Here is a 23,232-nt window from a genome sequence, read left to right on the forward strand (position 1 = left end):
TTGTATCGCGCATTTTCGCGAGCAATAAAAAAGCATGTGTCATTGTCTTCTCAACACGGGGAGACAAAAACATGATCGACGCAAGAAAAATCAAAGTAATATTCGCCACCGCAGTCATGACTGCGGCAGCGAGCGCAGCCTTCGCCTACTCGCCGAATATGGTGACGCTCGGAAAGACCAACCCGCCGATCGGCCATTACGAATTCTGCCGCGACAATCCCGGCGCCTGCTCGGCGAAACAGGATGACAACGGCCCGATGCAGCTCACCGAAGCGGCGTGGAAGACGATCCTGAAGGTGAATTACGACGTCAACACCAGGGTCCAGCCGCTGACAGACCAGGAGATCTACGGCGTCGAGGAAAAATGGGCTTATCCGACCGATGTCGGCGACTGCGAAGACTATGTGCTCTTGAAGCAGAAACTGCTGGTGAAGAAGGGTTTCTCGCCTGCGGATCTGTTGATCACCGTCGTGCTGCAGCCGAACGGCGAAGGCCATGCCGTGCTGACCGTGCGCACCGATCGCGGCGACTTCGTGCTCGACAACATGCGCAACAAGGTCCTGCTCTGGGCCGACACCGAATACACCTATCTCAAGCGTCAATCGACGCTCAGCGCCGCCAAATGGGTGAAGATCGAAGACGATCGCGCCCCCGTCGTCGGCAGCTTGAACTGATTGCATGATTGCGGCTTACGCCGCGCATTGACCCTCCAAGGGCCGGTCACGTCCCCAATCCCCGTCCGACCGAGCCCTCATTGCCGGTCCCGTTGTCCCCGGGACCGGCTTTTTTTATCCGTGTATCTGCTTGAGCAGCCCGATCAGCGTCAGCCCATAAAGCCAGGCCCAGCAGACGATGGCGACGGCGGACAGACCGAGCTGGCCGCCCCGCAAGCCGCCCGATCGGATTTCGGCCACCACGCGTTCCCAGAAAAGAGCCGGACCGGCGATCAACGCGAAAAGCCAGAACAGCGCGCGGCGCTGAAGAGCTTGATTTTGCCCATGCTCGGGCAGTCCGTCAAACATCAGCCGGCACGAGTCCAGGATAGCCAAAGGCGCGGCCAGGCCGATGACCAGACAGACAACGATATCGCTCGCTTCCAACATGTGCCACTTCCATCCACAACCGAGGGTCATTGTAGGCGACGCAATTTCCGGGCCAGACGCCGCATCCAGCTCGACACAGGCCTGCCGCTCTAGCAATTTCCCGGAACCATGGTTTGATCGGCCCCTGCAGGAGAGCCCGGATGAGTGACGACGATTCGGAACCGGACGAAGCGCCGCTTCTGTCGACTTCGCTTCTGTGGAAGATCGTCGCCGGCCTCGCGGCGCTCTCGGTGGCGTCCCTGCTATTATCCTACGGCGCCACGCGTTACGGCGCATGGCTCGCCCAGGACGGCCGCACCGAATCGGAAGAGCCTGTCGCCGTCACGATCGGCCAGGACACTCTGGTGCTGCCCGCCAACATGTTTCGTTTTGCCGAGCAGCGAAAGACCGGCGGCGCCGATCAGGTCGATATCGTCGTGACATGGCCGGAAATGAAGGGCTATTCGGCCGCGACAGCCGCCCGCTTCAACAAGGCCGCAGATGACGGCAATCTTCTTTTCCTGCAATACAGCCAGAGCGTGATGTCGAGGGATATGTCCGGACGGCTGGAACCGATTTACAGACGGCTGTTTTCCGGCGAGCCGCAATCGGGCCCCGGCGGCCTCGTCCTGCATCGGCTCGACCCCAAGGCCGGCTATGGCGAAGAAGTGATCCTGACCGGCGACGAGAGCGGCGAAACGCCGTTCGTCGCCCGCTGCATTCTCCCAAAGACGGCCAGAGACGCCACATCGAGCGATTGCCAGCGCGACATCCATGTCGGCCGCGATCTTACGCTGCTCTATCGCTTCTCGTCCGCCCTCCTGCCGCAATGGCGCGAACTCGAGCGATCCGTCCGCCGCTTCTCCGATCAGCGGCTTAACCTTTCGCCTTGAGCCCGCTCGAAAACCGGCCCTGCGCGGATGTTCACGAAACGTCCCAAAATGCGGCGTTTCCGGGATTTTGGCCCGCTTTCCGACGCCCCGTCAACGGTTTGGTAACGCTAACGACCTATCTTGCCATTTCGAACTCTCGGCCTTTTTCAGGTCAGCGCAACAGAAGCAAAGAGTAGCATAGTGTCGAAGCCCACATTCTCGTTGCCCTCCCTCAGGGGGAAATGCGTCCTTTTCGCAAAAACCGTTTGCTCGATGGCTGTGGCGGCCACGCTTGTTTTCGCCAGCGCCTCGGAATCCCTCGCCGGCCCCAAGCCGGCTTCGATCGTTATCGACGCCCGCAACGGCAAGGTCCTGCATCAGGAAGATCCCGATGGCCTGCGCTATCCCGCGTCGTTGACCAAGATGATGACGCTCTATCTGGTGTTTGACGCGCTCGAATCCGGCCGGATTTCGCTGAAGACCAAGATCACCATGTCCAAGCACGCCGCGTCCCAGTCGCCGACCAAGCTCGGCATCGGCGCCGGCCGCTCCTTTACGGTGGAACAGGGCATCCTGTCTCTGGTCACGCTGTCGGCCAATGACTGCTCCACCGCATTCGCCGAATTCCTCGGCGGCAGCGAGCCCCGCTTCGGCAAGATGATGACAGCCAAAGCGCGCAGCCTCGGCATGAGCCGCACCATCTATGTCAACGCCAACGGTCTGCCCGACAGCCGCCAGGTGACGACGGCCCGCGACCAGGCCCGCCTCAGCCTCGCGCTGCGCAAGCATTTTCCGCAATATTACGGTTACTTCCAGACCCGCAGCTTCACGTATGGCAAGCGCGTGATCGGCAACCACAACCGTCTGCTCGGCGTCGTCCGCGGCGTCGACGGCATCAAGACCGGCTTCACCCGCGCCGCCGGCTTCAACCTGGCCACCTCCGCCAAACTCGACGGCCGTTCGATCGTCGCCGTCGTGCTCGGCAGCCCCTCGGGCGGCGCCCGCAACGCCAAGATGACCCGTCTGGTCCAGGCCTATCTTCCCAAGGCGTCCCGCAAGGGCGATGGCGAGGCTTTCGTGTCCATGGCCTCCAAGAACGCCGTGCAAACCGCCTATGCAGCACCGTCTTCGGATGACGCGCCGGCGATGCAGGTCGCTTCAGCCGATCACAGCCTCGACCTGCCGCATAAGGGTCCGGTTCCGGAAGCCCGTTATGACGACGCCGCTCAGGGCCAGGAACTGCAGGCCGACGCCGCCGACACCGTGCCGGTGATCCGCGCCAAGACGGTCAAGATCACCAAGACCGCCTCGCTCGACAATTCGGTCGGCGCGCCGGACACCAGCGGCCTCTCCGAAATCCCCGAGCGTCCGGTCGCCGAAACCCAGAAGGTCGACACCGTCACCACCGCTTCCACCGCGTCGTCGGAATCCTACGGCAAGGGCTGGGTGATCCAGGTCGGCACCGCCTCCGAGCGCAAGGAAGCCATGAACATCCTCGATCGCGTCAAGGACAAGGGCGGCCGCGCGCTTCGCTCCGCCACCCCCTTCGCCATGGCCTTCTCCAATGGCGGCGCCCAGGTCTATCGCGCCCGGTTCGGCGGCTTCGCCGACCAGAACGCCGCCGTCAACGCCTGCAAGGCGCTGAAGCGCAAGGGCGTCGGCTGCTGGGCCGCGATGCAATAAGTTCAACGAATCTGGCCGCGGCGTGCGTTTTCGCCGCGGTCGCACGGAAACCTCGATTTTGTATTGCGTACGAGGCCCCTCATGTCCAACACGCCGCATTCAGACCTGCGCGATGAAAGCAATCGTAAAGCCTATGGCAAGAGCCTCGGCCTGCTGCCGCTGCACGAAGCCGCCCTCAAGCTCGCCGGCATGGGATTGAACCGATCCCATGACAAGACCAAGGATCTGGTGGCGATGCTGCTCAGCCACGGCGCCCGCGCCTGGCGCGCCAACCAGCCGCAGGCGGACCTGCATCTTCATGTCCGCTCGCCGCGGGGAAAGACGCCGGTCCGGCTGAGAATGCGCTGACTGGAAAAGATGGAACAACGGAAAATGGCGGGGCCGCGAGGCTCCGCCTTTTGCGTTTCAGAGCAGGCCCAATTCCGCGAGCTCGCGCTTGAGGTCGGCCGGCATTTCGCCCTGGCCGCCGCTCAGCAGATCCTGGGGCGCTTCCTTCGCGTCGAGATAGCGCCAGCCCTGGAAGGGCCGCTTGGGCTGCGGCATGGTTTCGATCACCTCCGGCGCCAGCAACAGCCGGCAGCGGCCGATGCCTTCGTTGTCGGTGAACTCCTCGATGCCCATCAGCTGCTGTCGCGCCGACAGAACGCCCTTGATCACCCAATAGAGCGATCCGCCGTCGAGCAGTTCTTCCATGCGTTTCGGTACCATGCGGGTGACATGGGCGGAATGCGGTTCGAGACCGGCCGAGACGGCGAGGCGGCAGCGTTCGTCCACCCATTCGCGAAGATCTTCGATCGATTCGGCGCCGACGCAGAGTTTGATGAGATGAAGAGCCATGGCCTCTTCTCCGCCAGCCCGGCCTCCGCGTCAATGGCGGGACGCGGAGGATCAACAGGCGTATCGGCCTGATATCAGGATCAGGTCAGCATTCCACCACATTGACGGCGAGGCCGCCGGTGGAGGTTTCCTTATACTTCTCGCTCATGTCGTGGCCGGTCTGGCGCATGGTCTCGATGCAGGCGTCGAGCGGCACGAAATGCTGGCCGTCGCCCTTGAGCGCCAGGGACGCCGCCGTCACCGCCTTGACCGCGCCGAGCGCGTTGCGCTCGATGCAGGGCACCTGCACCAGGCCCGCGACGGGATCGCAGGTCATGCCGAGATGGTGCTCGAGCGCGATTTCCGCGGCGTTCTCCACCTGCTCGGGCGTCGCGCCCATCACGGCGGCGAGACCGGCCGCGGCCATCGCCGCTGCGGACCCCACCTCGCCCTGACAGCCGACTTCGGCGCCGGAGATCGAGGCGTTGTGCTTGATGATGCCGCCCACGGCCGCCGCCGTCAGCAGATAATCGCGAATGCCGTCCTGGTCCCAGTCCTCGTGGAAATGTTCGTAATAGCGGATCGTCGCCGGAATGACGCCGGCAGCGCCATTGGTGGGCGCGGTGACGATGCGGCCGCCGGCGGCGTTTTCCTCGTTCACCGCCATGGCGTAGACCGACAGCCAGTCATTGGCGAGCAGCGGATTGGACTTGTTGGAGCGCCATTCCTCCTGCAGCTTGTCGTGGATCTGGCGGGCGCGGCGGCGAACCTTGAGGCCGCCCGGCATGATTCCCTCGACCTGCAGGCCGCGCTCGATGCAGGAGCGCATGGCGTCCCAGATCCGGTCGAGGCCGGCGTCGAGCGCCTCGCGGCTCATGGTCGCCTCTTCATTGGCCCGCTTCATCTGGGCGATGGTCAGGCCCGAGCGCGCCGCCATGTCGAGCATCTGCTTGGCGGTGGCGAAGGGATAGGGAACCTTCACCGCTTCGGGCTTCTTGGCCGCGGCGCGCATGCGTTCGAGTTCGAGATCCGTCACGACGAAACCGCCGCCGATCGAATAATAGATCTGCTTGAGGAGCAATCGACCGGAGGAATCGAACGCCTGGAACAGCATGCCGTTGGCGTGGCCGGTCAGCGGCGTCTTCTTGTCGAGCACGAGATCGTCCTTGGGACGGAAGGCGTAGCCGCCGCCATGCCCCGGCGGAGAAATGCGGCCGGACGCCTCGACCTCTGCGACCAGCGCGTCCATGCGGTCGGGATCGACCGTGTCGGCCTTCGCGCCGGTCAGGCCGAGGATCACCGCGCGATCAGAACCATGGCCGATGCCGGTATGGGCGAGCGAGCCGTGCAGGCTGACCTTGATCGACGCGACCTTCGCGCCGGACGGACGCGGCCAGTCGGGCGACAGGATGAGATCGAGGAACAGATTGGCGGCCGTCATCGGCCCCATCGTATGCGAGCTCGACGGACCGATGCCGATCTTGAAAACGTCGAATACCGAAAGAAACATGAATTATCGCCTTCCGCCTGTCATGAGCTTTGCGCCCGACATTAGTATGGTTTTGACGATTGTCGCCTCCAAACTTCCGCCAGCGACTGGCACAGGGGCGACATGATGTCTTTTCACGCGCAAGCTCATCGGGCGATAAGTGTGCGTGATTCTACGTTTCTGATGACGGACGGCGGCCCATGACCCAACTGGACTACATCGCGATAGCCTATTTCGTGTTGCTCTGGGCGCTGTTCAACTGGGTGACGGGCGTTTCCCGGAAATTCAACCGCTTGAGCGTCACGCGCGGCATGGCCATTCATCGCGCCGCCTGGATTCGCAACTCGCTCAATCGCGACCTCAAGATGATCGACACCCAGATCATGGCCGGCCTGCAGAACGGCACCGGCTTCTTCGCCTCGACGTCGATCCTGGCGCTGGGCGGCTGTTTCGCGCTGCTCGGCCAGACCGAACAGGTGCAGGCGATCTTCGCCGACCTTCCGGCCGTCTTCCACACCAGCCGCGCCGCCTTCGAACTCAAGGTCGGCGGTCTCGCCGCCGTGTTCGCCTATTCCTTCTTCAAGTTCGGCTGGTCCTACCGGCTGTTCAACTATTGCTCGATCATGTTCGGCGGCCTGCCGATGCAATCAGAGGCGGAGAAGGACCCCGAAGGCGCGCGCCGCGCCGCCGAAGCCGTCATCGCCATGAACGTCATCGCCGCGAAAAACTTCAATGCCGGCCTGCGCGCCATATTTCTGTCCATCGGCTATCTAGGGTGGTTCGTGAACGCCTACGCCTTCATGGCCATGACCACCTTCGTGTTCTTCGTCCTCATCCGCCGTCAGTTCTTCTCCGAAGCGCGCGACGCCATCGTCCAAGGCATCGAAAATTGAGTTCAGATAATTCCACTCAGGCCCTGGCGCCGAAACAGCGACAGGCCTGGCTCGACATCGCCCGTGGTTTGGCGTTGTTTCCGATGGCGAGCTATCACTTCATGTGGGATCTCGCCGATTTCGGCTATCTGGCCGCCGACTTCCCCACATCCGGTTGGCCGAAGATCTATGCGCGCGCCATCGCCTCCACCTTCCTGTTTCTGGCCGGCTATTCGCTCTATCTCGCGCATGGACAGGGCTTCAGAGCAAAGAGCTTCTTCAGGCGCCTCGGAGTGATCGGGCTCGCCGCAGGCGCGGTGTCGCTCGGCACCTATCTGTGGATGCCCGGCGGTTTCATCTATTTCGGCATCCTGCACGCCATGGCGACCGCCAGCATCATCGGTCTCGCCTTTTTGCGCGCGCCCGTGCTTCTGACGCTTGTCGCCGCGGTCGCCGCCTTCGCCGCCCCGCATGTCATTCCGCTCGGCGGCGTCTTCAACGAACCCTGGCTCTGGTGGTTGGGGCTCGCCGACCAGAACCGGCCCTCCTTCGACTTCGTGCCGATGCTGCCCTGGCTCGCGCCATTCCTCACCGGCCTGGCCGTCAGCAAGTTCGTCGGCGCCCGTCTGCCGGCGCCAGCAAATAAGCTGGGGATAACGGCACAAAATCGCTGGAAAATCATTGTCGCCACTATCGGGCGACACAGTCTCGTCTTTTATCTACTGCATCAACCGGTGCTGATTGCGATTCTTTACGGGGTAAGTTTCGTAGCTCCGCCGCCAGTGGTGGATCCGAGCGAAGCCTATATCCAGAATTGCCGACCTAGTTGCGAACGAAACCAGACTCCGGGCTTTTGCCAGTCATTTTGCGACTGCACGCTGGAGTCGCTTTCTAAAACCGATTTGCTCGCGTCATTCCAGTCTGGCGCAATCTCGGTAAGCGATGATCGGATCAAGGATATCGCATTCCAGTGCAGCATTCGCTCCGAATAGGAGCACAATGGCGGATGGACGAGATGAATGTATATCGCGCAAGACCGGTAACTTATCCCTGGCCGACAGCGTTTTTCCTGATCATACTGCCGCTTTCCACTTTATGTTACAAAGTCGCGCCGATCCATTTGCTGAACGGCGTGCCGATGCTCCGGATCGTCATTTCGAGCCTGATGATTGCGGCGGGTCTTTTTCTTGCGATTGCGGCCATGGTGTCGTTGAAGCGGCATCACACCGCGCTCGGCTCGATGAAGAACACATCGCGGCTGGTGACGTCGGGTCCGTTCCGGTTGACGCGCAATCCCATCTATCTCGGCTACACCATCGCTGCGCTCGGCGTGGCCCTGGCGGCCAACAATCTCTGGACCGCCGGTCTCGCCCTCTGCGCGGCCATCGCCACCCATCTCTGGGTCATCAGACGCGAAGAACAATTCCTGCAGGCGCGTTTCGGATACGAATTCGAACGCTATCGCCAGCGCACCCGCCCCTGGCTCTGAACCAATCAATTCAGCATATCAGGTGGAAACGCCGATTTCCGCCAGCCGGTTGAGACAGGACTCCTCGATGCTGTCCAATTCGGAAATCGTCTCGTCGATGTCGCGGCGCTTCTGCCTGAGATCATCGCGCTTTTCATCGACCTTGTGCATCAGCAATTTCAACTGACCCACTTCGCCCGGCGGCTCCTTGTAGACCTGGATGATCTCACGGATTTCGGCGATGGTGAAGCCGATGCGGCGGCCGCGCAGGATCTGGGCGATCAGATGCCGGTCGGCCTGCCGGTAGAGCCGGGTGCGGCCGCGACGTTCGGGATGAATGAGGCCTTCATCCTCGTAAAACCGGAGCGTGCGCGTGGAAATGTCGAATTCCCGCGTCAACTCGGTTATACTGTAAAACTTGCTCACTGCCATGCCCGCCGCCGATTATGAATTGGCGCAATTCTAATTGACCTTGACGTAAAAGTCAATTTTTCTCACCGCCAGCTGAACCACAGCGTCGCGAGACCGAGAAAGCCGAAGAAGCCGGTGAGATCGGTGATCATGGTCACGAACACCGAGGAGGCCACGGCCGGGTCGGCCCCGAACCGGTTGAGCAGCAACGGCACCAGATTGCCGGCCATCGCCGCAGCGAGAAAATTGATGAACAAAGCCGTGGCGATCACCAGTCCCAGATGGACGTCGTGATACATGAAGCCCGCCACCAGGCCGACGAGAATTGCAAAGATCAGCCCGTTTGTCGTCCCTACCCCCAATTCGCGCCGGATGATGCGGCCGGCATTGTAGATGTCGAGATCGCGGGTGGCGAGCGCGCGCACCGTCACCGTCATGGTCTGCGTGCCGGCATTGCCGCCCATCGAGGCGACGATCGGCATCAGCACGGCCAGCGCCACCATCTGTTCGATGGTCGCGTCGAACAGGCCGATGACCGTCGAGGACAGGAAGGCCGTGCCGAAATTGATGAACAGCCAGAGAAAGCGCGATCGCACCGTGGAGATGACATTGTCCGACAGTTCTTCGTCGCCCACGCCCGCCAGGCGCTTGATGTCCTCTTCCGCTTCTTCGTGGATGACGTCGACCACGTCGTCGATGGTCAGCACGCCCACCAACCGCTCATTCTCGTCGACCACGGCGGCGGACAAGAGGTCATATTGCTGGAAAAGCTGCGCCGCCTCCTCCTGGTCCATGTCGGCCGGGATCGAATGGCTGGTCTCGCGCATAATGTCGTCGATCTTGACGCCGCGCTGGGTGCGCAAGATCCGGTCGAGATCGACGGCGCCCAGAAGCTTGAAGGTGGGGTCGATGACGAAGATCTGGGTGAAGCTTTCCGGCAGATCTTCCTCTTCGCGCATATAGTCGATGCACTGACCCACCGTCCAGAACGGCGGCACCGCCACGAATTCCGACTGCATGCGCCGACCGGCGGAGCTTTCCGGATAATCCAGCGCCCGACGCAGGCGAACCCGCTCGGTGAACGGCAGCTTGGCGAGAATCTCTTCGCGATCTTCCTGGTCGAGGTCTTCGAGAATGTAGACCGCGTCGTCCGAATCGAGATCGCCGATGGCGGCGGCGATGGCGTCGTTGGGGATCTGCTCGACGATTTCCAGGCGGATCGCCTCGTCGACCTCGGTCAGCGCCGCAAGGTCGAAATCGTCGCCGAGCAGATGGATCAGCGCGATGCGCTGCTCGGGCATCATCGCCTCGAGCACGTCGCCGAGTTCGGAAATATGCAGGCGGCCGACATGGCGGCGCAGGAAAATGACGTCGCGATCGGCGATCGCCGCGCCGACCAGTGCGAGGAAATCGTGCCGCACCGAGCCGTCTTCGGTATAGATGTCCGAAAGCTCCTGGCGCTCCGCCGGTTCAGGGGCGTCTAAAACGTCCTGTTCGCTGTCCTGCGACATCGCTCCGCCCCCTTCTCCTTGGTCCTGTTCTTTTCACCCTCACCCGCCCCGAGACGTGCAGAAGGTCTTGAGCATGAACGGTTTCTCTTTCCGACAAATCCACGGCCGCCGCACGGTGCTAGACGAATTCGCAAGCGCGGTCCACCAAAAATCCCGGCTGCGACCATAACCGCTGTCGCGTTAATTTTCCGTGCGAAATCAAGCCGATGCCGCAGTTTTTGAGCTTCGGTCGCGAACTTTACATTTCTACATGCGCCGGCAAAAACCCGGCAACATCGCCCGTCCATTCTGGCCTCATCGAAATGAGAGCGAAGAAAGGACTTCCTCATGACGCAAGACCTCGAAAACGGCATCCCCGAAGCGCCGAAATCGAACTGGCTTCGCCGCATCGTCATCATCGGCTCGACCACCGCCGTTGTGCTCGGCGCGGGTGCTCTGGCCTTCGCCGGCGGCAAGGACGGCTTCGGCCCCGGCGGCATGCGCCACAAATTCATGCAGGGTTATATGGAATACCGCATGGATCAGATGCTGAGCGACGCCGGAGCGGACGACGCGCAGAAGGCCAAGATCAAGACCATCCTGAAGACCGCGATGGAACAGGTCCGTCCCGACCGCCAGGAACGCCGCGCCGCCCGCGACGGCGCCCTCGATCTCCTGGAGGCCCCGACCATCGACCGCGCCGCGATCGAAACTTTCCGCGCCCAGCAGATCGAAAAGCTCGACGCCAAATCGAAAATCATTGCCAAGGCGGTCGCCGATGCCGCAGATGTGCTGAACCCCGATCAGCGCAAGAAACTGGTCGACGAACTCGACGAGATGGGCTTCGGACGCGGGCCTGGCGGCGACCATCCGCCGGGCATGATGGACGACATGCCGCCCAAGGCCCCTTGAGCGCATAGCGCATTTCCTGGAAAAGTGTGATTGCGGTTTTCCTCCAGGAAATGCGTCGTAAGACAGGTGAGAGCAGGACCACGACATGGCGGATGAAATTCTTGTGATCGACGACGACACGCGACTATCCGCCATGTTGTCCGATTATCTCGGATCGGCAGGCTATGCCGTACGGACGGCGGCGACGGGCGCTTCAGGCCTCCAGGAGATCGCACGCCGCCCGCCGGACGCCGTCGTGCTCGATGTGATGCTGCCGGACACCGACGGCTTCGATGTCTGCCGCAAGATCCGCGCCCGCTCGAACCTGCCCATCCTCATGCTGACGGCGCGGGGCGAGGAAACCGACCGCATCGTGGGCCTCGAAATCGGCGCCGACGATTATCTCGGCAAGCCGTTCAGCCCGCGCGAACTGGCGGCGAGGCTGAAGGCGCTTCTCCGCCGCGCCCGCTCCTCGGTCCAGCAGATGGAGCTTTTGCGGTTCGGCGGGCTGGAGATCGACCGCGATCGCCGCATCGCCACCGTCGACGGTCAGGAAGCCGTGCTGACGGGCTATCAGTTCTCGCTGCTCGTGGCGCTCGCCGAAAACGCCGGCCGGGTGCTGAGCCGCGACCGGCTGATGGAGCTCGTGAAGGGCGAGGAGCTCGAGGCCTTCGACCGTTCCATCGACGTCCATATTTCCCGCATTCGCGCAGCGATCGAAAAGGATCCGAAAAATCCTCGGCGGATCCTGACCCTGCGCGGTTCCGGCTATCTCTTCGCCCGCACTCAGGACGAGGGCTGAGCCGTGATCGCCTCCCGCCTGTTTCTCAAGATTTATCTGACCGTGCTCGGCTGCCTGGCGCTGGTCGTGATCACGTTGAGCGCGCTTGCCTTTCTCGGCCGGCTCGACGCCAATCGCGGCCCGCTCGAACAGGGCGTCAGCAAGCTCGCCTCCTCGGTCCTGAGCGCTGATGTGCCGATGGCGCAGCGGCAGGCGATGCTCGATCGCCTCGCCCGCGCCTTCGACGCCGACATCGCCATTTTCGACGCCCGGGGACATTACGTGCAGGGTGCCGGCGAGAGGATCGCACGGCCCGACGCCGACGATCCCTGGATCGAGCGGACCGACCGTTTCAGGGCGTTCCGCATCGAATTGCCCGATGGCGCGACGCTGGTCGCCTATGTTCCCCGACGCTTCGCCCCGCCGCGCGGCCATCTGATCGGCCTGTTCCTCGTGACGGCGCTGATGGTGGGCCTCGGCGCCTATCCCGTCGTTCGCCACCTCACCCGCAGGCTGGGCGATCTGCGCGACAGCATGGATCATTGGGGCAATGGCGACCTGACCATCCGCGCGCCCGTGCATGGCCGCGACGAAGTCGCCGGCGTCGCCCGAACCTTCAACCTCGCCGCCGATCGCATCGAGGCGCTGGTCACGGCGCAGAAGAGCCTGCTCGCCAATGCAAGCCATGAATTGCGCTCGCCGCTTGCCCGCCTCCGGCTGGCGGTCGAGATGCAGGAAATCAGGCGCACCGACGAGACCCGAGACGAGATCATCCGCAATCTCGCCGAGCTCGACGATATCGTCGAGGAAATCCTGCTCAAGAGCCGGTTGGGCAGCGAGCGACCGCCGCCGCTCAACCAATCCGTCGATCTCCTGGCGCTGGCGAGCGAAGAAGCCGCGGCGACAGGCGCAACGGTCGAGGGCGACGCCGGCATCGTGGTCGGCAATGAAAAGCTGCTGCGCCGCCTGATCCGCAATCTCTTGCAGAACGCCGAACGCCATGGCGCCCCGCCGGTGACGGTGACGCTCGGAGCCGAAGGAACCGACGCCCTTCTCCGCGTCCGCGATCACGGCCCCGGCATCGCGGCGCAGGATCGCGATCGCCTGTTCGAACCTTTTTACCGCCCGAGCGGCCGCAGCGAGGCCGATGGCGGCTGGGGACTCGGTCTGTCGCTGGTCTCGGAAATCGCCCGCCTGCATGGCGGTTCGGTTGTCATTGACGATGTCGAAGGCGCGGGAGCCTGTTTCCTGGTCAGGATCGCGAAAGGCCCATCAGGCCGCGTCCTGTAACTCCATGACGTCCGTCGACTTCAGACGAAGCCACCCATCGGCGATCGATCCGGCAGCTGCCGTCACCGTCACGCTGCCGATGAGGCTTCGCCAGCCGGGATGGTTGATCCGGTCGCGCACGACCGTGTCGATGCGCCTCAGCGCCTCGGCCTCACGCAACGTTACACTGAGGCGGCCGCGATCGAGCCTGTCCCTGACAATACGGTAGACATAGTCGAGATCCTCGATGGACAAGCCGGCGCGCTTTGAAGACCTCTGGCCGGCATAGGCGCCCTCGCCGCAGTCCAGCGCCAGGCGCAACTGATCGAGCGCCAACGCCGGAAGGCAGTCTGGACAGCCGCGTGAAAGCTCCATCACATGCAGCAGCAATTCGAGTTCGTCATCATCCGCAATCACGCCTTCGGGCGCGATCATGGCCATGAGACAGTCGGCCCTATCGGCGTCGACAAACGGCCTGGGATAGCGGGCATTGACGAAGAAATCCGCCATGGCCTCCACGAACCATCGGCTCCACTCTAAGCTCTTTTCCGCAGCGGATCGGTGAAGGCCGAGCAATTGCCAGGCGTCGGCCTCTGTGACGACACCCGAGGGAAACATCCATCTGCGCAGCACCGCCGCATCGTCCTGCGTCAGCCGCTGTTTCCCGGCACGCGCCGAGGCGGGGTAACGCAACGTCAACTCCAGCATCGAAGCAACTCCCGCTTCATCATGAAGCAGTTGCAATCTCGCAGCCGAACGTAAATTTCGGCTCAATCGAAATGGTGTATAGTCTCTTAATGCTGAGCCGCGACCCTGACCTCGTCTCGCCGGGCGCTCCAGATGATGTAGAGGCCCGAGCCGATGATGATGGCGACGCCCAGCCATTTGGAGAGATTGGGAAAATCGCCGAACAGCAGATAGCCGAGCGCCGTGGCCGAAATGATCTCGAAATACTGGAACGGCGCGAGAACCGAGACCGGGGCGAGGCGGAAGGCCTTCACCACCAGCAGATGCCCGTAACCCGACAGGCCGCCGAGCAGCACGAGAATCCCGAAACTGAACAGTCCGTCCGGCAACGCCATCTGGAAATCTTCCAAGCCGGCGGCGTCGCCCATCAACAGCACCGCGCCCATGAACAGCGATCCGCCGACGCCCGACAGGGTCTGCATGGTCAGGGGCGGATCGGCCTCGCCGATGGCGCGGTTGAGGAACAGATAGAGCGCGAAGAGAAAGGCGCAGGCGACCGGCAGAAGCGCCGTCAACCCGAAAAGCCGGAAACTGGGCTGGATGACGATCATCGCGCCGCCGAAGCCGATCAGGATCGCCAGCCAGCGCTTCCAGCCGACCTTCTCGCCGAGAATCCAGGCCGACATCGCCGTGAGCATGAAGGGCTCGACGAAATAGATCGCGAAGACGTCGGCGAGCGGCATATATTTGACCGCGGTGAAAAACAACAGCGTCGCCGCCGCATGCAGAGCCCCGCGCAGCAGGTTCATCCAGGGCCGCTTGGCGACAAAGGCCCCGCGTCCGGCCACCGTCACCAGAAGCGGCAGCGTCAGAACGGTCTGGAAGAAGAAGCGATAGAAGGTCACCTGGCCCGGCGACATGGCCTGCACATTGGCCATATATTTGGCGATGGCGTCCATGCAGGGCAGGATCATCATGGCGGCGGCCATGATCAGCAGCCCGCGGATGAGAGACGACGACGGAGGCGAAGAGGAAAGAGTGGTCATGAAGGCTCGCAGCGGATTCGTGCCCCGAGTTTATCGGACGCCGCTCGTCAGAACACGCGCTAACTCAGCGTCTCGACCGAATTGTCTTGAACCTAAGAATGAGCATCGCTTCACGACGCCGCCTGCCGCTGACCATCCAGCGGACCTGCCCTCACCGCTCCGTCGCGATCCGCGACGCCATGCGCTCGGCCATCATGATCGTGGGCGCATTGGTGTTGCCGCCGATCAGGGTCGGCATCACCGAAGCGTCGATGACGCGCAGCCGCTCCATGCCCCTCACTTTCATCGCCTCGGGATCGACGACGGCGAGCGCGTCGACGCCCATCCGGCAGGTGCCGACCGGGTGGTAGATCGTATCGGCCCGGGCTCTGATCTGCTTGAGGATCTCGGCGTCGCTCAGATCGGCGAAGGGATGCAGATCGCGGCCCCTGATGTCGTCGAGCGCCGGTCGCTCCATGATATCGAGCATCTTTCTGATCCCGGTGATCATCAGCGCCTCGTCGCGCCCATCGCTCAGGAAGCGGGGATCGATCCTCGGCGGCAGCCTGGGATCGGGACCATGAAGGCCCACTTCGCCGCGACTATAGGGCCTGAGCACGCAGACATGACCGGAATAACCCTGTGGCAAGTGCAATTTGCGGGCGTGATTCTCCAGGAGGCCGATGACGAAATGCAGTTGCAGGTCGGGAATGCCGACATCGGGCGAAGACCGGAGAAACGCGCCGACCTCCGCCACCGGCGAGGCGCAGAGGCCGGTTCCATCCTTCCGCCAGCGCAGCATTTCCCTGGCGATCGTCATGAGTCCCGATGGCGTCAGCCCCACCGTATCGGCGTCGATGGAGCGCGTGGCGTGCACATAGTCGAGATGGTCCTGCAGGTTTTCGCCGACCCCCGGCAGATCATGCACCACATCGACGCCGGCCATCTTCAGCCTGCCGCCCGGGCCGATGCCCGACAATTGCAGGAGATGCGGCGAGCCGAAGGCGCCGGAGGAAAGGATCACCTCGCGCCGCGCCCTCACCTCCTGTCTCTGGCCGCCGCGCCTGATAACCACGCCGCGCGCGCTGCGTCCATCGAGAAGCAATCGTTCGGCATGCGCGCCCGTCAGCACCTGGAGATTGGGCCGGCCCATGACCGGATGCAGATAGGCCGCCGCCGCCGAGCAGCGCTCGCCCTTTCTCGGCCCTTCCCAGAACTGCGTCACCTGATAGAGACCGGCGCCCTCTTGTTCCGGCCCGTTGAAATCGTCGTTGAGCGGCAATCCGCTTTGGCGGCAGGCCTCGATGAAGCGGGCGGAAACCTGGCGCGGCGTCTGCTGCTCGCCCACCTGCAGCGGACCCGAGCCGCCATGCAGCCGGCTGTCGCCGCGCTGATTCCCTTCCGTCTTGACGAACCAGGGCAAGACCTCCCGCCAGGACCAGCCGGCGCAGCCGAGCTGCGCCCAGCGATCGTAATCCGACGGATGGCCGCGCACATAAAGCATGGCGTTGATGGCGCTGGAGCCACCCAGCGCCTTGCCGCGCGGCTGGAACCCGCGCCGTCCGTTCAGCTTTTCCTGCGGTTCGGTGAACAGCGCCCAATTGTTGTATTTCGGTTTGCCGCTGACCATGGCGACGATGCCGAGCGGCATGCGGATGGCGAGATCCCTGCCCTCGCCGCCCGCCTCGATCAGGCACACCGTCACCCCCGGCGTCTCGCTCAGCCGCGCCGCCAGCACCGAACCCGCCGATCCCCCGCCGACGATGACATAGTCGAATTCCATGATGCAGTTCCTCCCCACGCCTAGAATTGTTCTCCTTTACGTAAAGGTCAACAGGATCTTGCTGCTATGACGGTCTGTACGTCAGACGCGGCGTTATTTTGCGCTTTCAGGCTTGCCCCGCCGCCCTCCGATATGTTCTCTAGCCGCAAAACAATCGTCATCCGCTAATGGAGGATTCCCATGGACGTTCGCGCCGCCGTGGCTGTGCAGGCCGGCAAACCGCTTGAAATCATGACCGTGCAGCTCGAAGGCCCTCGCGCCGGCGAAGTGCTGATCGAAGTCAAGGCGACCGGCATCTGCCACACCGACGATTTCACCCTGTCAGGCGCCGACCCGGAAGGCCTGTTCCCGGCCATTCTCGGCCATGAGGGCGCGGGCGTCGTCGTCGATGTCGGCCCGGGCGTGACCTCGGTGAAAAAGGGCGATCACGTGATTCCGCTCTACACGCCGGAATGCCGCTCCTGCCCATCCTGTCTGTCGCGCAAGACCAATCTCTGCACCGCCATCCGCTCGACCCAGGGCCAGGGCGTGATGCCCGACGGCACCAGCCGCTTCTCGATCGGCAAAGACAAGATCCATCACTATATGGGCTGCTCGACCTTCGCCAACTACACCGTGCTGCCGGAAATCGCCGTCGCCAAGGTGCGTGAAGACGCCCCCTTCGACAAGATCTGCTATATCGGCTGCGGCGTCACCACCGGCATCGGCGCGGTCATCAACACCGCGCAGGTGGAGATGGGAGCGACCGCGATCGTCTTCGGTCTCGGCGGCATTGGCCTCAACGTCATTCAGGGCCTGCGTCTCGCCGGCGCCGACATGATCATCGGCGTCGACATCAACAATGACAAGAAGGCCTGGGGCGAGCGCTTCGGCATGACCCACTTCGTCAATCCGAAGGAAGTCGAGGGCGACATCGTCCCCTATCTGGTCAACATGACCAAGCGCGGCGCGGACCTGATCGGCGGCGCCGACTACACCTTCGACTGCACCGGCAACACCAAGGTGATGCGCCAGGCGCTCGAAGCCTCGCATCGCGGCTGGGGCAAGTCGGTCGTCATCGGCGTCGCCGGCGCCGGTCAGGAAATCTCCACCCGCCCCTTCCAGCTGGTCACCGGCCGCACCTGGATGGGCACCGCCTTCGGCGGCGCGCGCGGCCGCACCGACGTGCCGAAGATCGTCGACTGGTACATGGACGGCAAGATCCAGATCGATCCGATGATCACCCACACCATGCCGCTCGAAGACATCAACAAGGGCTTCGACCTGATGCATTCGGGCGAAAGCGTCCGCGGCGTGGTCGTGTACTGAGCCGCGACGATCGACTGAATTTTTCAGGCGCCGGGGTCTCACGACTCCGGCGTTTTTGTTTGTCGCGAAAGCGCCAACACGAAAATCCGATCGGCGTGGAGACATCGGCGGTTGACGCAAACCGGTGAAACTCGCCGACATTCTACAAAAAATGACTGCACAGACCTCAGTCAGAGCGACCAGTTTTTGTGAGACTTCATCCAGTTGAACAATTCAGTATACACGGCCCGATTCTTCCTGGCCCAGGCGATCATTTTCGGAATTTCTGCGCGACTGGGGCAGAGAGGGATCTCCACATTGGCGCTCTTGAAGATGCCTTCGATCTTGTGGGTGTTGCCGCCGAAAACGACGAAGGGAATTTCCGCCCGGCAGGCTGCGTAGACGGCGTGGTGGCGGCCGGTAATCAGAAGCTTCGAGGTTTTGAGCGTGGCGACGAGATCATCCCAAGTCATGGCCATCATGTCGACAAACGGATATTTGAGAGCCTCCGCGCGCGTGAGTTTGACAAAGGCAGTGAATTCCTTGGAATAGAAGTCCGTGAGGACGATGCTATCCTTGTGGTCGATCATGTTCACCGGCGCCTTCAGCGGCGCAAGGTAGGAAAGGTCAGGGAAGACCCTTGCTGAAATGCCATGTCGTTTCGCAAGATCATCCCTTGAGAGAACCTCGCGAACATGAATCGCCTTGAGGCGGCGCAACACCTCGTCATAGTCGTTGGGATTGTCCTGCCATACCGAGTTGACGAGATAAGCGGCTTTACCGGCGTCCACGGCAGAGCCAAGCACCTTCATCTTCCGGTGAAAGCCGACGCCGCCGCTATGCATCGTTCCCTCGCCATTCATGACCACAACGTCATAATCGCCGTCTTCGACGACGACGCCAACGGGTGCGAGATGGTGAAGCAGGCTGCGGGTCACTGCGGCCGATCCGCAATGATAATGCGAATGATCCCCCTCGAGCCTGATGCGAACCGGCTTGATCGTGTCGTAGGTCATCCACTGATTGTGGTAACGGGACTGGGCGACGTCATCCAGTACGGTCTCGATCGCGTCGCCCTGCCGCAAAGCGCTGAGGAGCTTGGCCTCGCCTTTCCAGTTATGATTGGCCGAGGGACGGCTGACGCGGAAATAGTTCGATGACGATGGATTTGCTCCGATCTGATCGACCATGGAAAATCCGTAGGTATCCACATTCTTAAGCCCGCCGCGCCAATCCGCCAGCATCGCCAGAATTTGAATGCCGCTACTCGCCGTTCCGCGAAACGCCTTGTTGAGGCGCTGGCGAACCTCATAGGGCGGCGTCGCTATCCTGCCGCCTTGCTCGGAAATCTGAAAAGCGACGCCCTTCTGACCCGTGAACGCCTCCCAATCCTTGCCGGTGACGATGAGCGGCAGGGACACCCGGCCAACCAACTTTCTCAGTTCGGAGTAATTGCAGACTAACAGATCGGTTTTCGAGCCATAATCGGGCTGAGCGTCTTTCGGAACCGCGGGCAAATTGAAGCGGATAACCAGATCATGGCCATCAATGTCCTGCCCCTTCCCCAAACCGGTCTCGACCGACGAATTTCCGACGACCGCGATCCGCTTGGTGACATCGGACAAGATGTCACGCAGCCATAGACAATCAGCGACAAACCGATCGGCAAACGCCTTTGCACGCTTGCCCGGAAAACCCGGGACGGCGCCGGCATTGCGCTGAAGGACGAGATCAGCCCCCAGCGGCAAGGTATTGGCCTTCAAGGCCTTGGCATTCTGCCGGATGGTATCCAGGCACAGCGCAGGATCGATCCGGGAAAGCACGCCGATATAGTCATTGAGTATCTTGTCGTTGCCGCGCGCGCGAACCTTCGCATAAAGCGCCTTGAGCCTTTCAGGCTCCTCACCGATCATGAACAGAAGCCAGAGCGCCTGTCCCTCGACCGAGTCTTTCCGCTTTTTTTCCAGAAATTCGCGAATAAAATCGGTGTTGGCGGGATCGAGCACGGCGCGCTGCGCCCAGATATCGATCAAAAATTCGTCAGCCTCGGGAACGCCGACGTCGCGGAGCGCCTTGAGATGTCGCTGCATTTCCACCAGATATCCTGCCTTTGCGAGCCACATCGCAAAACGCTGATATTCCAGCACAGCCGGGTCCCGCAAAGCGCCGCCCGAGCGAATTTCCGCCAACAACAACGCGAAGGCGTCGTCGAAGCGGCCCTCGCCGGCAAGATGCCGGGCAGTCTCAACTCTGCCGGTTGCCTCGCCAAACACCGAAACGACAGACCATTGCGCCCCCGCCAGCCCATTTCTTCGGTCGAGTGCATTTCGTCTTGCCGCGCCGTCAAGCAAATCCAATGTGCGCTTCAAAGGACGATGAACAAGACGATCATACATTTACCGGCACCTTAGACAACAAACACAGGCGGTCATACATGAACCCAAAACCCGAAAAAAGCCATTTCTGCGGAATGTGCCGAGACGGAACCGATACAAGCGGCGAAGCCATGACAACAACCGACATCCGCGTCACCGACTTCGGCGCCACCCGGTAACCGACACGAAAATCCCGCACGGAGAAATCCGCCGGGCTGATCAAAGGAGAGCCGCGCGAAAGCGGGCATTCTTGGCAGTCTTCAGTCAGGCTTTGCTTCCGCGCGGCCTCGAAGCATGAACCGTGTTGGGAACCGGTTCACCTGACGCAGCCGACGCCGCCAGCAGAGGCGTCGATTGCTTCGGAATCGTTTCGGCTTGGACGAGGATGCGCCGAAACGACCGCTTCGTTTCCGCCTGCCCGCAAAGTCTCGCGAAACACTCCGGTGGCGGAACACACTCAGGATAAGGCCGCTTGAGCGAGCGGGGATGAAAATTTTTGAAAAATTCCTGTTCGGTAGCGCGTCACACTGGGACACGAGCCGCCTTGCGCCGGAGAAAAACATGCCCACGTTGACGCACGCCACCACCCGTCTTACTTTGTCTTACAAATTAATCGAGGATCAGACCGATGACAAAGTCGCCAGGATCGGAATCCGTCACGTTACGCATCCCCTCAGACATCCTTGCCAATATCGAGACGATAGCTGAAGCAACCGACCGATCCCGAAGCAATGTCATCGTCCGGGCTCTCAAAACTTACCTCCTCAACGAGGGCGCAGATATCCTTGCAGCAATTCGCGGGCGCGATCAGATCGCGGCGGGAGACTACGAGGACTTGGACGACGTCATTGCGGATCTCGATAAAATCATTGCTGGCGAAGCCGCGTGACCAAGATAAAGGTTTCCAGAGAAGCGGCTGACTTCGTCCGGAACGAAACTGCTTGTCTCCGTCGCCGCAACAAGAATGCCGCCCAGAGTTTTCTCGACGCCATCCGCCGCGCCAAGACCGTTTTGGCAACCTTCGAAGACGCCGGAAACCGGACGCACGGGCTTCAGATCAAGGACGGACGAACACTTGTCGTGGACGCTTATCTTTTCGACTATCTCCTTGAGCAGGGACCGGTCCAGATCCTGGCGATCCGGCGCGGTCGGATGCCGATGATCACGCCAGAGATTGACGAAGGCGATAGGACGCAAGCGGATCTGTCGGGATAAAAGCCAGAACTCGTTACCCGATTTCACATACGAACCAGAGCCGTCAACGAACTCTTCCGACAACGGCAAAAGCCGGGCGCGAGGCCCGGCTTTCGAATGACGTCCGTCAAGAACCGATCAAGCGGCTTCGGCGGCCTTTTCGTTTTCGACGCGCTGCAGGTCAGCGGCGCCCTTGGCCGAGATGTCGCGATCGACGAATTCGATCACGGCGAGCGGGGCGTTGTCGCCGTGACGGAAGCCGGCCTTCATGATGCGAAGGTAGCCGCCGTTGCGGTTGGCGTAGCGCGGAGCGATCGCGGCGAAGAGCTTGGCGACGAGTTCCGGGCTGCGGATCTGCGAGATGGCCTGACGACGAGCGTGCAGGTCGCCCTTCTTGCCGAGCGTCACCAGCTTTTCCACGATCGGGCGAATTTCCTTCGCCTTCGGCAGGGTGGTGACGATCTGCTCATGCTCGATGAGCGAGGCGGCCATGTTGGCGAACATGGCCTTGCGGTGGCTGGCGGTTCTGTTGAGCTTGCGGCCCGAATTTCCGTGGCGCATGGCTATACTCCTTTAAGCGCAGGTCTCTGATCTTGCGAGCCTGCCGTTTCCTGGCACAAGCAGGAACAAGTCCTGCCGTTTGTCTGGGAAAGGCAAGCGAGCCTGCCTTCTTGTTTCTTAGTATTGGTCTTCGTAGCGCTTGGCGAGCTCTTCGATGTTCTCCGGCGGCCATGCCGGCACTTCCATGCCGAGATGCAGGCCCATCGAGGCGAGAACTTCCTTGATCTCGTTCAGCGACTTGCGACCGAAGTTCGGAGTGCGGAGCATCTCTGCTTCGGTCTTCTGAATCAGGTCGCCGATATAGACGATGTTGTCGTTCTTCAGGCAGTTCGCCGAACGCACCGACAGTTCGAGTTCGTCGACCTTCTTGAGGAGGGCCGGGTTGAACGCGAGTTCGGTGATCGTTTCCTCTTCGGCTTCCTTCTGCGGCTCGTCGAAGTTGACGAACACAGAGAGCTGGTCCTGAAGGATGCGAGCCGCGAAAGCGACGGCGTCTTCGCCGGTGACGGAACCATCGGTTTCGATGGTCATGGTCAGCTTGTCATAGTCGAGAACCTGACCTTCGCGGGTGTTTTCCACCTTGTAGGACACTTTCTTGACCGGAGAGAACAGGCTGTCCACCGGGATGAGGCCGATCGGCGCGTCTTCCGCACGGTTGCGGTCGGCAGGAACATAGCCCTTGCCGTTGGCGACCGTGAATTCCATACGGATCTCCGCGCCCTCGTCGAGCGTGCAGATCGGATGGTTCGGATTGAGGATCTCGATATCGCCGACCGTCTGGATGTCTCCAGCGGTGACGACGCCCGGACCCTGCTTGCGCACGACCATACGCTTCGGATCGTCGCCATCCATCTTGATGGCGATTTCCTTGATGTTGAGCACGATGTCCGTCACGTCTTCGCGGACGCCCGGAATCGAGGAGAATTCATGCAGCACGCCGTCAATCTGCACCGCCGTGACGGCGGCGCCGCGCAGCGACGAGAGCAGGATGCGACGCAGCGCGTTGCCGAGGGTCAGGCCGTAGCCCCGCTCGAGCGGCTCGGCGACCAGCGTCACCTTGGTGCGGCTCGAAGAGGTGAACTCGACCTTGTTCGGCTTGATGAGTTCCTGCCAGTTCTTCTGAATCATGTGTTTTGACCTTCCATTCGCGCCACCATCCAATCGTGGCGATCGACATCAAGGAAAGCCGGCCCAGG

24 protein-coding genes are annotated in these 23,232 nt (G+C 61.9%); 13 read left to right on the plus strand and 11 right to left on the minus strand.

Annotation, left to right across the window (positions count from 1 at the left end; all coding sequences use genetic code 11):
- The first annotated feature begins 116 nt into the window (after positions 1-116).
- A complete protein-coding gene (locus tag E8Q41_RS13300; protein WP_246660185.1) occupies positions 117-674 on the plus strand; it encodes a transglutaminase-like cysteine peptidase in 558 nt (185 codons plus the stop codon).
- A 114-nt stretch (positions 675-788) separates the two neighbouring features.
- Here the strand turns inward: E8Q41_RS13300 and E8Q41_RS13305 are convergent, their stop codons facing one another.
- The gene (locus E8Q41_RS13305) at positions 789-1,103 is read right to left on the minus strand and encodes a hypothetical protein (protein ID WP_137156037.1); all 315 of its coding nucleotides are present in this window, start codon (positions 1,101-1,103) and stop codon (positions 789-791) included.
- 140 nt (positions 1,104-1,243) lie between these two features.
- Between E8Q41_RS13305 and E8Q41_RS13310 the strand changes: the two genes are divergently transcribed.
- The 3 genes from E8Q41_RS13310 (at position 1,244) to E8Q41_RS13320 (ending at position 3,985) form a co-directional block, all read left to right on the plus strand.
- Positions 1,244-1,975, plus strand: coding sequence for a hypothetical protein (locus E8Q41_RS13310; protein WP_137156038.1), 732 nt, complete (start codon positions 1,244-1,246; stop codon positions 1,973-1,975).
- Between the two features lie 252 nt (positions 1,976-2,227).
- Complete coding sequence (locus E8Q41_RS13315) at positions 2,228-3,637, plus strand: D-alanyl-D-alanine carboxypeptidase (protein WP_137156039.1); 1,410 nt, start codon at positions 2,228-2,230, stop codon at positions 3,635-3,637.
- A gap of 81 nt (positions 3,638-3,718) precedes the next feature.
- Positions 3,719-3,985 carry a hypothetical protein gene (locus E8Q41_RS13320; RefSeq protein ID WP_137156040.1) on the plus strand — a complete coding sequence of 89 codons (267 nt, stop codon included), beginning with the start codon at positions 3,719-3,721 and terminating at the stop codon, positions 3,983-3,985.
- A 57-nt stretch (positions 3,986-4,042) separates the two neighbouring features.
- On the opposite strand, the gene E8Q41_RS13325 is transcribed toward E8Q41_RS13320, so the two are convergent.
- Together E8Q41_RS13325 and E8Q41_RS13330 are read right to left on the minus strand one after the other, a co-directional pair.
- The gene (locus tag E8Q41_RS13325; protein ID WP_137156041.1) at positions 4,043-4,474 is read right to left on the minus strand and encodes a DUF1489 family protein; all 432 of its coding nucleotides are present in this window, start codon (positions 4,472-4,474) and stop codon (positions 4,043-4,045) included.
- 85 nt (positions 4,475-4,559) lie between these two features.
- Positions 4,560-5,963, minus strand: coding sequence for an L-serine ammonia-lyase (locus E8Q41_RS13330; RefSeq protein WP_137156042.1), 1,404 nt, complete (start codon positions 5,961-5,963; stop codon positions 4,560-4,562).
- Between the two features lie 179 nt (positions 5,964-6,142).
- Here E8Q41_RS13330 and E8Q41_RS13335 point away from each other — a divergent pair, with 179 nt between their 5' ends.
- From E8Q41_RS13335 to E8Q41_RS13345, 3 genes are read left to right on the plus strand one after another with little or no spacing between them, the layout of a single operon-like run.
- Positions 6,143-6,835, plus strand: a complete 693-nt coding sequence (locus E8Q41_RS13335) for a DUF599 family protein (RefSeq protein ID WP_137156043.1) — start codon at positions 6,143-6,145, stop codon at positions 6,833-6,835.
- Complete coding sequence (locus tag E8Q41_RS13340; protein ID WP_246660180.1) at positions 6,832-7,806, plus strand: heparan-alpha-glucosaminide N-acetyltransferase; 975 nt, start codon at positions 6,832-6,834, stop codon at positions 7,804-7,806. Before E8Q41_RS13335 ends, E8Q41_RS13340 begins: the two co-directional genes overlap by 4 nt.
- Positions 7,807-7,829: 23 nt before the next feature.
- On the plus strand, positions 7,830-8,303 hold the full coding sequence (locus E8Q41_RS13345; protein ID WP_170976473.1) for an isoprenylcysteine carboxylmethyltransferase family protein: 474 nt from the start codon (positions 7,830-7,832) through the stop codon (positions 8,301-8,303).
- 18 nt (positions 8,304-8,321) lie between these two features.
- Here E8Q41_RS13345 and E8Q41_RS13350 read toward each other — a convergent pair whose 3' ends face one another.
- Together E8Q41_RS13350 and mgtE are read right to left on the minus strand one after the other, a co-directional pair.
- Positions 8,322-8,714 carry a MerR family DNA-binding transcriptional regulator gene (locus E8Q41_RS13350; protein WP_170976474.1) on the minus strand — a complete coding sequence of 131 codons (393 nt, stop codon included), beginning with the start codon at positions 8,712-8,714 and terminating at the stop codon, positions 8,322-8,324.
- Positions 8,715-8,776: 62 nt separating this feature from the next.
- Complete coding sequence (gene mgtE, locus E8Q41_RS13355) at positions 8,777-10,204, minus strand: magnesium transporter (RefSeq protein ID WP_137156045.1); 1,428 nt, start codon at positions 10,202-10,204, stop codon at positions 8,777-8,779.
- A 327-nt stretch (positions 10,205-10,531) separates the two neighbouring features.
- On the opposite strand from mgtE, the gene E8Q41_RS13360 reads away from it, so the two are divergent.
- From E8Q41_RS13360 to E8Q41_RS13370, 3 genes are all read left to right on the plus strand, one after another.
- Complete coding sequence (locus E8Q41_RS13360; protein ID WP_137156046.1) at positions 10,532-11,095, plus strand: periplasmic heavy metal sensor; 564 nt, start codon at positions 10,532-10,534, stop codon at positions 11,093-11,095.
- A gap of 85 nt (positions 11,096-11,180) precedes the next feature.
- Positions 11,181-11,876, plus strand: a complete 696-nt coding sequence (locus E8Q41_RS13365; RefSeq protein WP_137156047.1) for a response regulator transcription factor — start codon at positions 11,181-11,183, stop codon at positions 11,874-11,876.
- A 3-nt stretch (positions 11,877-11,879) separates the two neighbouring features.
- Positions 11,880-13,145 carry a HAMP domain-containing sensor histidine kinase gene (locus E8Q41_RS13370; protein WP_246660181.1) on the plus strand — a complete coding sequence of 422 codons (1,266 nt, stop codon included), beginning with the start codon at positions 11,880-11,882 and terminating at the stop codon, positions 13,143-13,145.
- Here E8Q41_RS13370 and E8Q41_RS13375 read toward each other — a convergent pair.
- The 3 genes from E8Q41_RS13375 to E8Q41_RS13385 all read right to left on the minus strand — a co-directional run bounded on the left by E8Q41_RS13375 (position 13,128) and on the right by E8Q41_RS13385 (position 16,619).
- Positions 13,128-13,832, minus strand: coding sequence for a hypothetical protein (locus E8Q41_RS13375; RefSeq protein WP_137156048.1), 705 nt, complete (start codon positions 13,830-13,832; stop codon positions 13,128-13,130). The two genes, E8Q41_RS13370 and E8Q41_RS13375, sit on opposite strands and share 18 nt — an antisense overlap.
- Before the next feature lie 86 nt (positions 13,833-13,918).
- On the minus strand, positions 13,919-14,857 hold the full coding sequence (locus E8Q41_RS13380) for a DMT family transporter (protein WP_137156049.1): 939 nt from the start codon (positions 14,855-14,857) through the stop codon (positions 13,919-13,921).
- A 151-nt stretch (positions 14,858-15,008) separates the two neighbouring features.
- On the minus strand, positions 15,009-16,619 hold the full coding sequence (locus tag E8Q41_RS13385; protein ID WP_137156050.1) for a GMC family oxidoreductase N-terminal domain-containing protein: 1,611 nt from the start codon (positions 16,617-16,619) through the stop codon (positions 15,009-15,011).
- Positions 16,620-16,799: 180 nt separating this feature from the next.
- Between E8Q41_RS13385 and E8Q41_RS13390 the strand changes: the two genes are divergently transcribed.
- Entirely contained in the window at positions 16,800-17,927 is a 1,128-nt protein-coding gene (locus E8Q41_RS13390; protein ID WP_137156051.1) for an S-(hydroxymethyl)glutathione dehydrogenase/class III alcohol dehydrogenase, read from the plus strand.
- Between the two features lie 170 nt (positions 17,928-18,097).
- On the opposite strand, the gene E8Q41_RS13395 is transcribed toward E8Q41_RS13390, so the two are convergent.
- The gene (locus tag E8Q41_RS13395; protein ID WP_137156052.1) at positions 18,098-20,302 is read right to left on the minus strand and encodes a polysaccharide pyruvyl transferase family protein; all 2,205 of its coding nucleotides are present in this window, start codon (positions 20,300-20,302) and stop codon (positions 18,098-18,100) included.
- A 607-nt stretch (positions 20,303-20,909) separates the two neighbouring features.
- Here E8Q41_RS13395 and E8Q41_RS13400 point away from each other — a divergent pair.
- Together E8Q41_RS13400 and E8Q41_RS13405 are read left to right on the plus strand one after the other, a co-directional pair.
- A complete protein-coding gene (locus E8Q41_RS13400) occupies positions 20,910-21,170 on the plus strand; it encodes a ribbon-helix-helix protein, CopG family (protein ID WP_137156053.1) in 261 nt (86 codons plus the stop codon).
- Positions 21,167-21,496 (plus strand): type II toxin-antitoxin system RelE/ParE family toxin, encoded by a 330-nt coding sequence (locus E8Q41_RS13405; RefSeq protein WP_137156054.1) that lies wholly within the window; start codon positions 21,167-21,169, stop codon positions 21,494-21,496. The genes E8Q41_RS13400 and E8Q41_RS13405 overlap by 4 nt, the downstream gene beginning before the upstream one ends.
- A gap of 117 nt (positions 21,497-21,613) precedes the next feature.
- Here the strand turns inward: E8Q41_RS13405 and rplQ are convergent, their stop codons facing one another.
- Together rplQ and E8Q41_RS13415 are read right to left on the minus strand one after the other, a co-directional pair.
- The gene (gene rplQ / locus E8Q41_RS13410) at positions 21,614-22,036 is read right to left on the minus strand and encodes a 50S ribosomal protein L17 (RefSeq protein ID WP_137156055.1); all 423 of its coding nucleotides are present in this window, start codon (positions 22,034-22,036) and stop codon (positions 21,614-21,616) included.
- A 117-nt stretch (positions 22,037-22,153) separates the two neighbouring features.
- Positions 22,154-23,164 carry a DNA-directed RNA polymerase subunit alpha gene (locus E8Q41_RS13415; protein ID WP_137156056.1) on the minus strand — a complete coding sequence of 337 codons (1,011 nt, stop codon included), beginning with the start codon at positions 23,162-23,164 and terminating at the stop codon, positions 22,154-22,156.
- Positions 23,165-23,232: the final 68 nt, after the last annotated feature.

This window comes from Rhizobium sp. FKL33, from assembly GCF_005222915.1.
Classification (GTDB): Bacteria; Pseudomonadota; Alphaproteobacteria; order Rhizobiales; family Rhizobiaceae; genus Rhizobium_E.

Coding starts and splice junctions, on each gene's coding strand:
- E8Q41_RS13300 (WP_246660185.1), top strand. CDS start 117: ATGACTGCGGCAGCGAGCGCAGCCTTCGCCTACTCGCCGAATATGGTG.
- E8Q41_RS13305 (WP_137156037.1), bottom strand. CDS start 1,103: ATGTTGGAAGCGAGCGATATCGTTGTCTGTCTGGTCATCGGCCTGGCC.
- E8Q41_RS13310 (WP_137156038.1), top strand. CDS start 1,244: ATGAGTGACGACGATTCGGAACCGGACGAAGCGCCGCTTCTGTCGACT.
- E8Q41_RS13315 (WP_137156039.1), top strand. CDS start 2,228: ATGGCTGTGGCGGCCACGCTTGTTTTCGCCAGCGCCTCGGAATCCCTC.
- E8Q41_RS13320 (WP_137156040.1), top strand. CDS start 3,719: ATGTCCAACACGCCGCATTCAGACCTGCGCGATGAAAGCAATCGTAAA.
- E8Q41_RS13325 (WP_137156041.1), bottom strand. CDS start 4,474: ATGGCTCTTCATCTCATCAAACTCTGCGTCGGCGCCGAATCGATCGAA.
- E8Q41_RS13330 (WP_137156042.1), bottom strand. CDS start 5,963: ATGTTTCTTTCGGTATTCGACGTTTTCAAGATCGGCATCGGTCCGTCG.
- E8Q41_RS13335 (WP_137156043.1), top strand. CDS start 6,143: ATGACCCAACTGGACTACATCGCGATAGCCTATTTCGTGTTGCTCTGG.
- E8Q41_RS13345 (WP_170976473.1), top strand. CDS start 7,830: ATGAATGTATATCGCGCAAGACCGGTAACTTATCCCTGGCCGACAGCG.
- E8Q41_RS13350 (WP_170976474.1), bottom strand. CDS start 8,714: ATGGCAGTGAGCAAGTTTTACAGTATAACCGAGTTGACGCGGGAATTC.
- mgtE (WP_137156045.1), bottom strand. CDS start 10,204: ATGTCGCAGGACAGCGAACAGGACGTTTTAGACGCCCCTGAACCGGCG.
- E8Q41_RS13360 (WP_137156046.1), top strand. CDS start 10,532: ATGACGCAAGACCTCGAAAACGGCATCCCCGAAGCGCCGAAATCGAAC.
- E8Q41_RS13365 (WP_137156047.1), top strand. CDS start 11,181: ATGGCGGATGAAATTCTTGTGATCGACGACGACACGCGACTATCCGCC.
- E8Q41_RS13375 (WP_137156048.1), bottom strand. CDS start 13,832: ATGCTGGAGTTGACGTTGCGTTACCCCGCCTCGGCGCGTGCCGGGAAA.
- E8Q41_RS13380 (WP_137156049.1), bottom strand. CDS start 14,857: ATGACCACTCTTTCCTCTTCGCCTCCGTCGTCGTCTCTCATCCGCGGG.
- E8Q41_RS13385 (WP_137156050.1), bottom strand. CDS start 16,619: ATGGAATTCGACTATGTCATCGTCGGCGGGGGATCGGCGGGTTCGGTG.
- E8Q41_RS13390 (WP_137156051.1), top strand. CDS start 16,800: ATGGACGTTCGCGCCGCCGTGGCTGTGCAGGCCGGCAAACCGCTTGAA.
- E8Q41_RS13395 (WP_137156052.1), bottom strand. CDS start 20,302: ATGTATGATCGTCTTGTTCATCGTCCTTTGAAGCGCACATTGGATTTG.
- E8Q41_RS13400 (WP_137156053.1), top strand. CDS start 20,910: ATGACAAAGTCGCCAGGATCGGAATCCGTCACGTTACGCATCCCCTCA.
- rplQ (WP_137156055.1), bottom strand. CDS start 22,036: ATGCGCCACGGAAATTCGGGCCGCAAGCTCAACAGAACCGCCAGCCAC.
- E8Q41_RS13415 (WP_137156056.1), bottom strand. CDS start 23,164: ATGATTCAGAAGAACTGGCAGGAACTCATCAAGCCGAACAAGGTCGAG.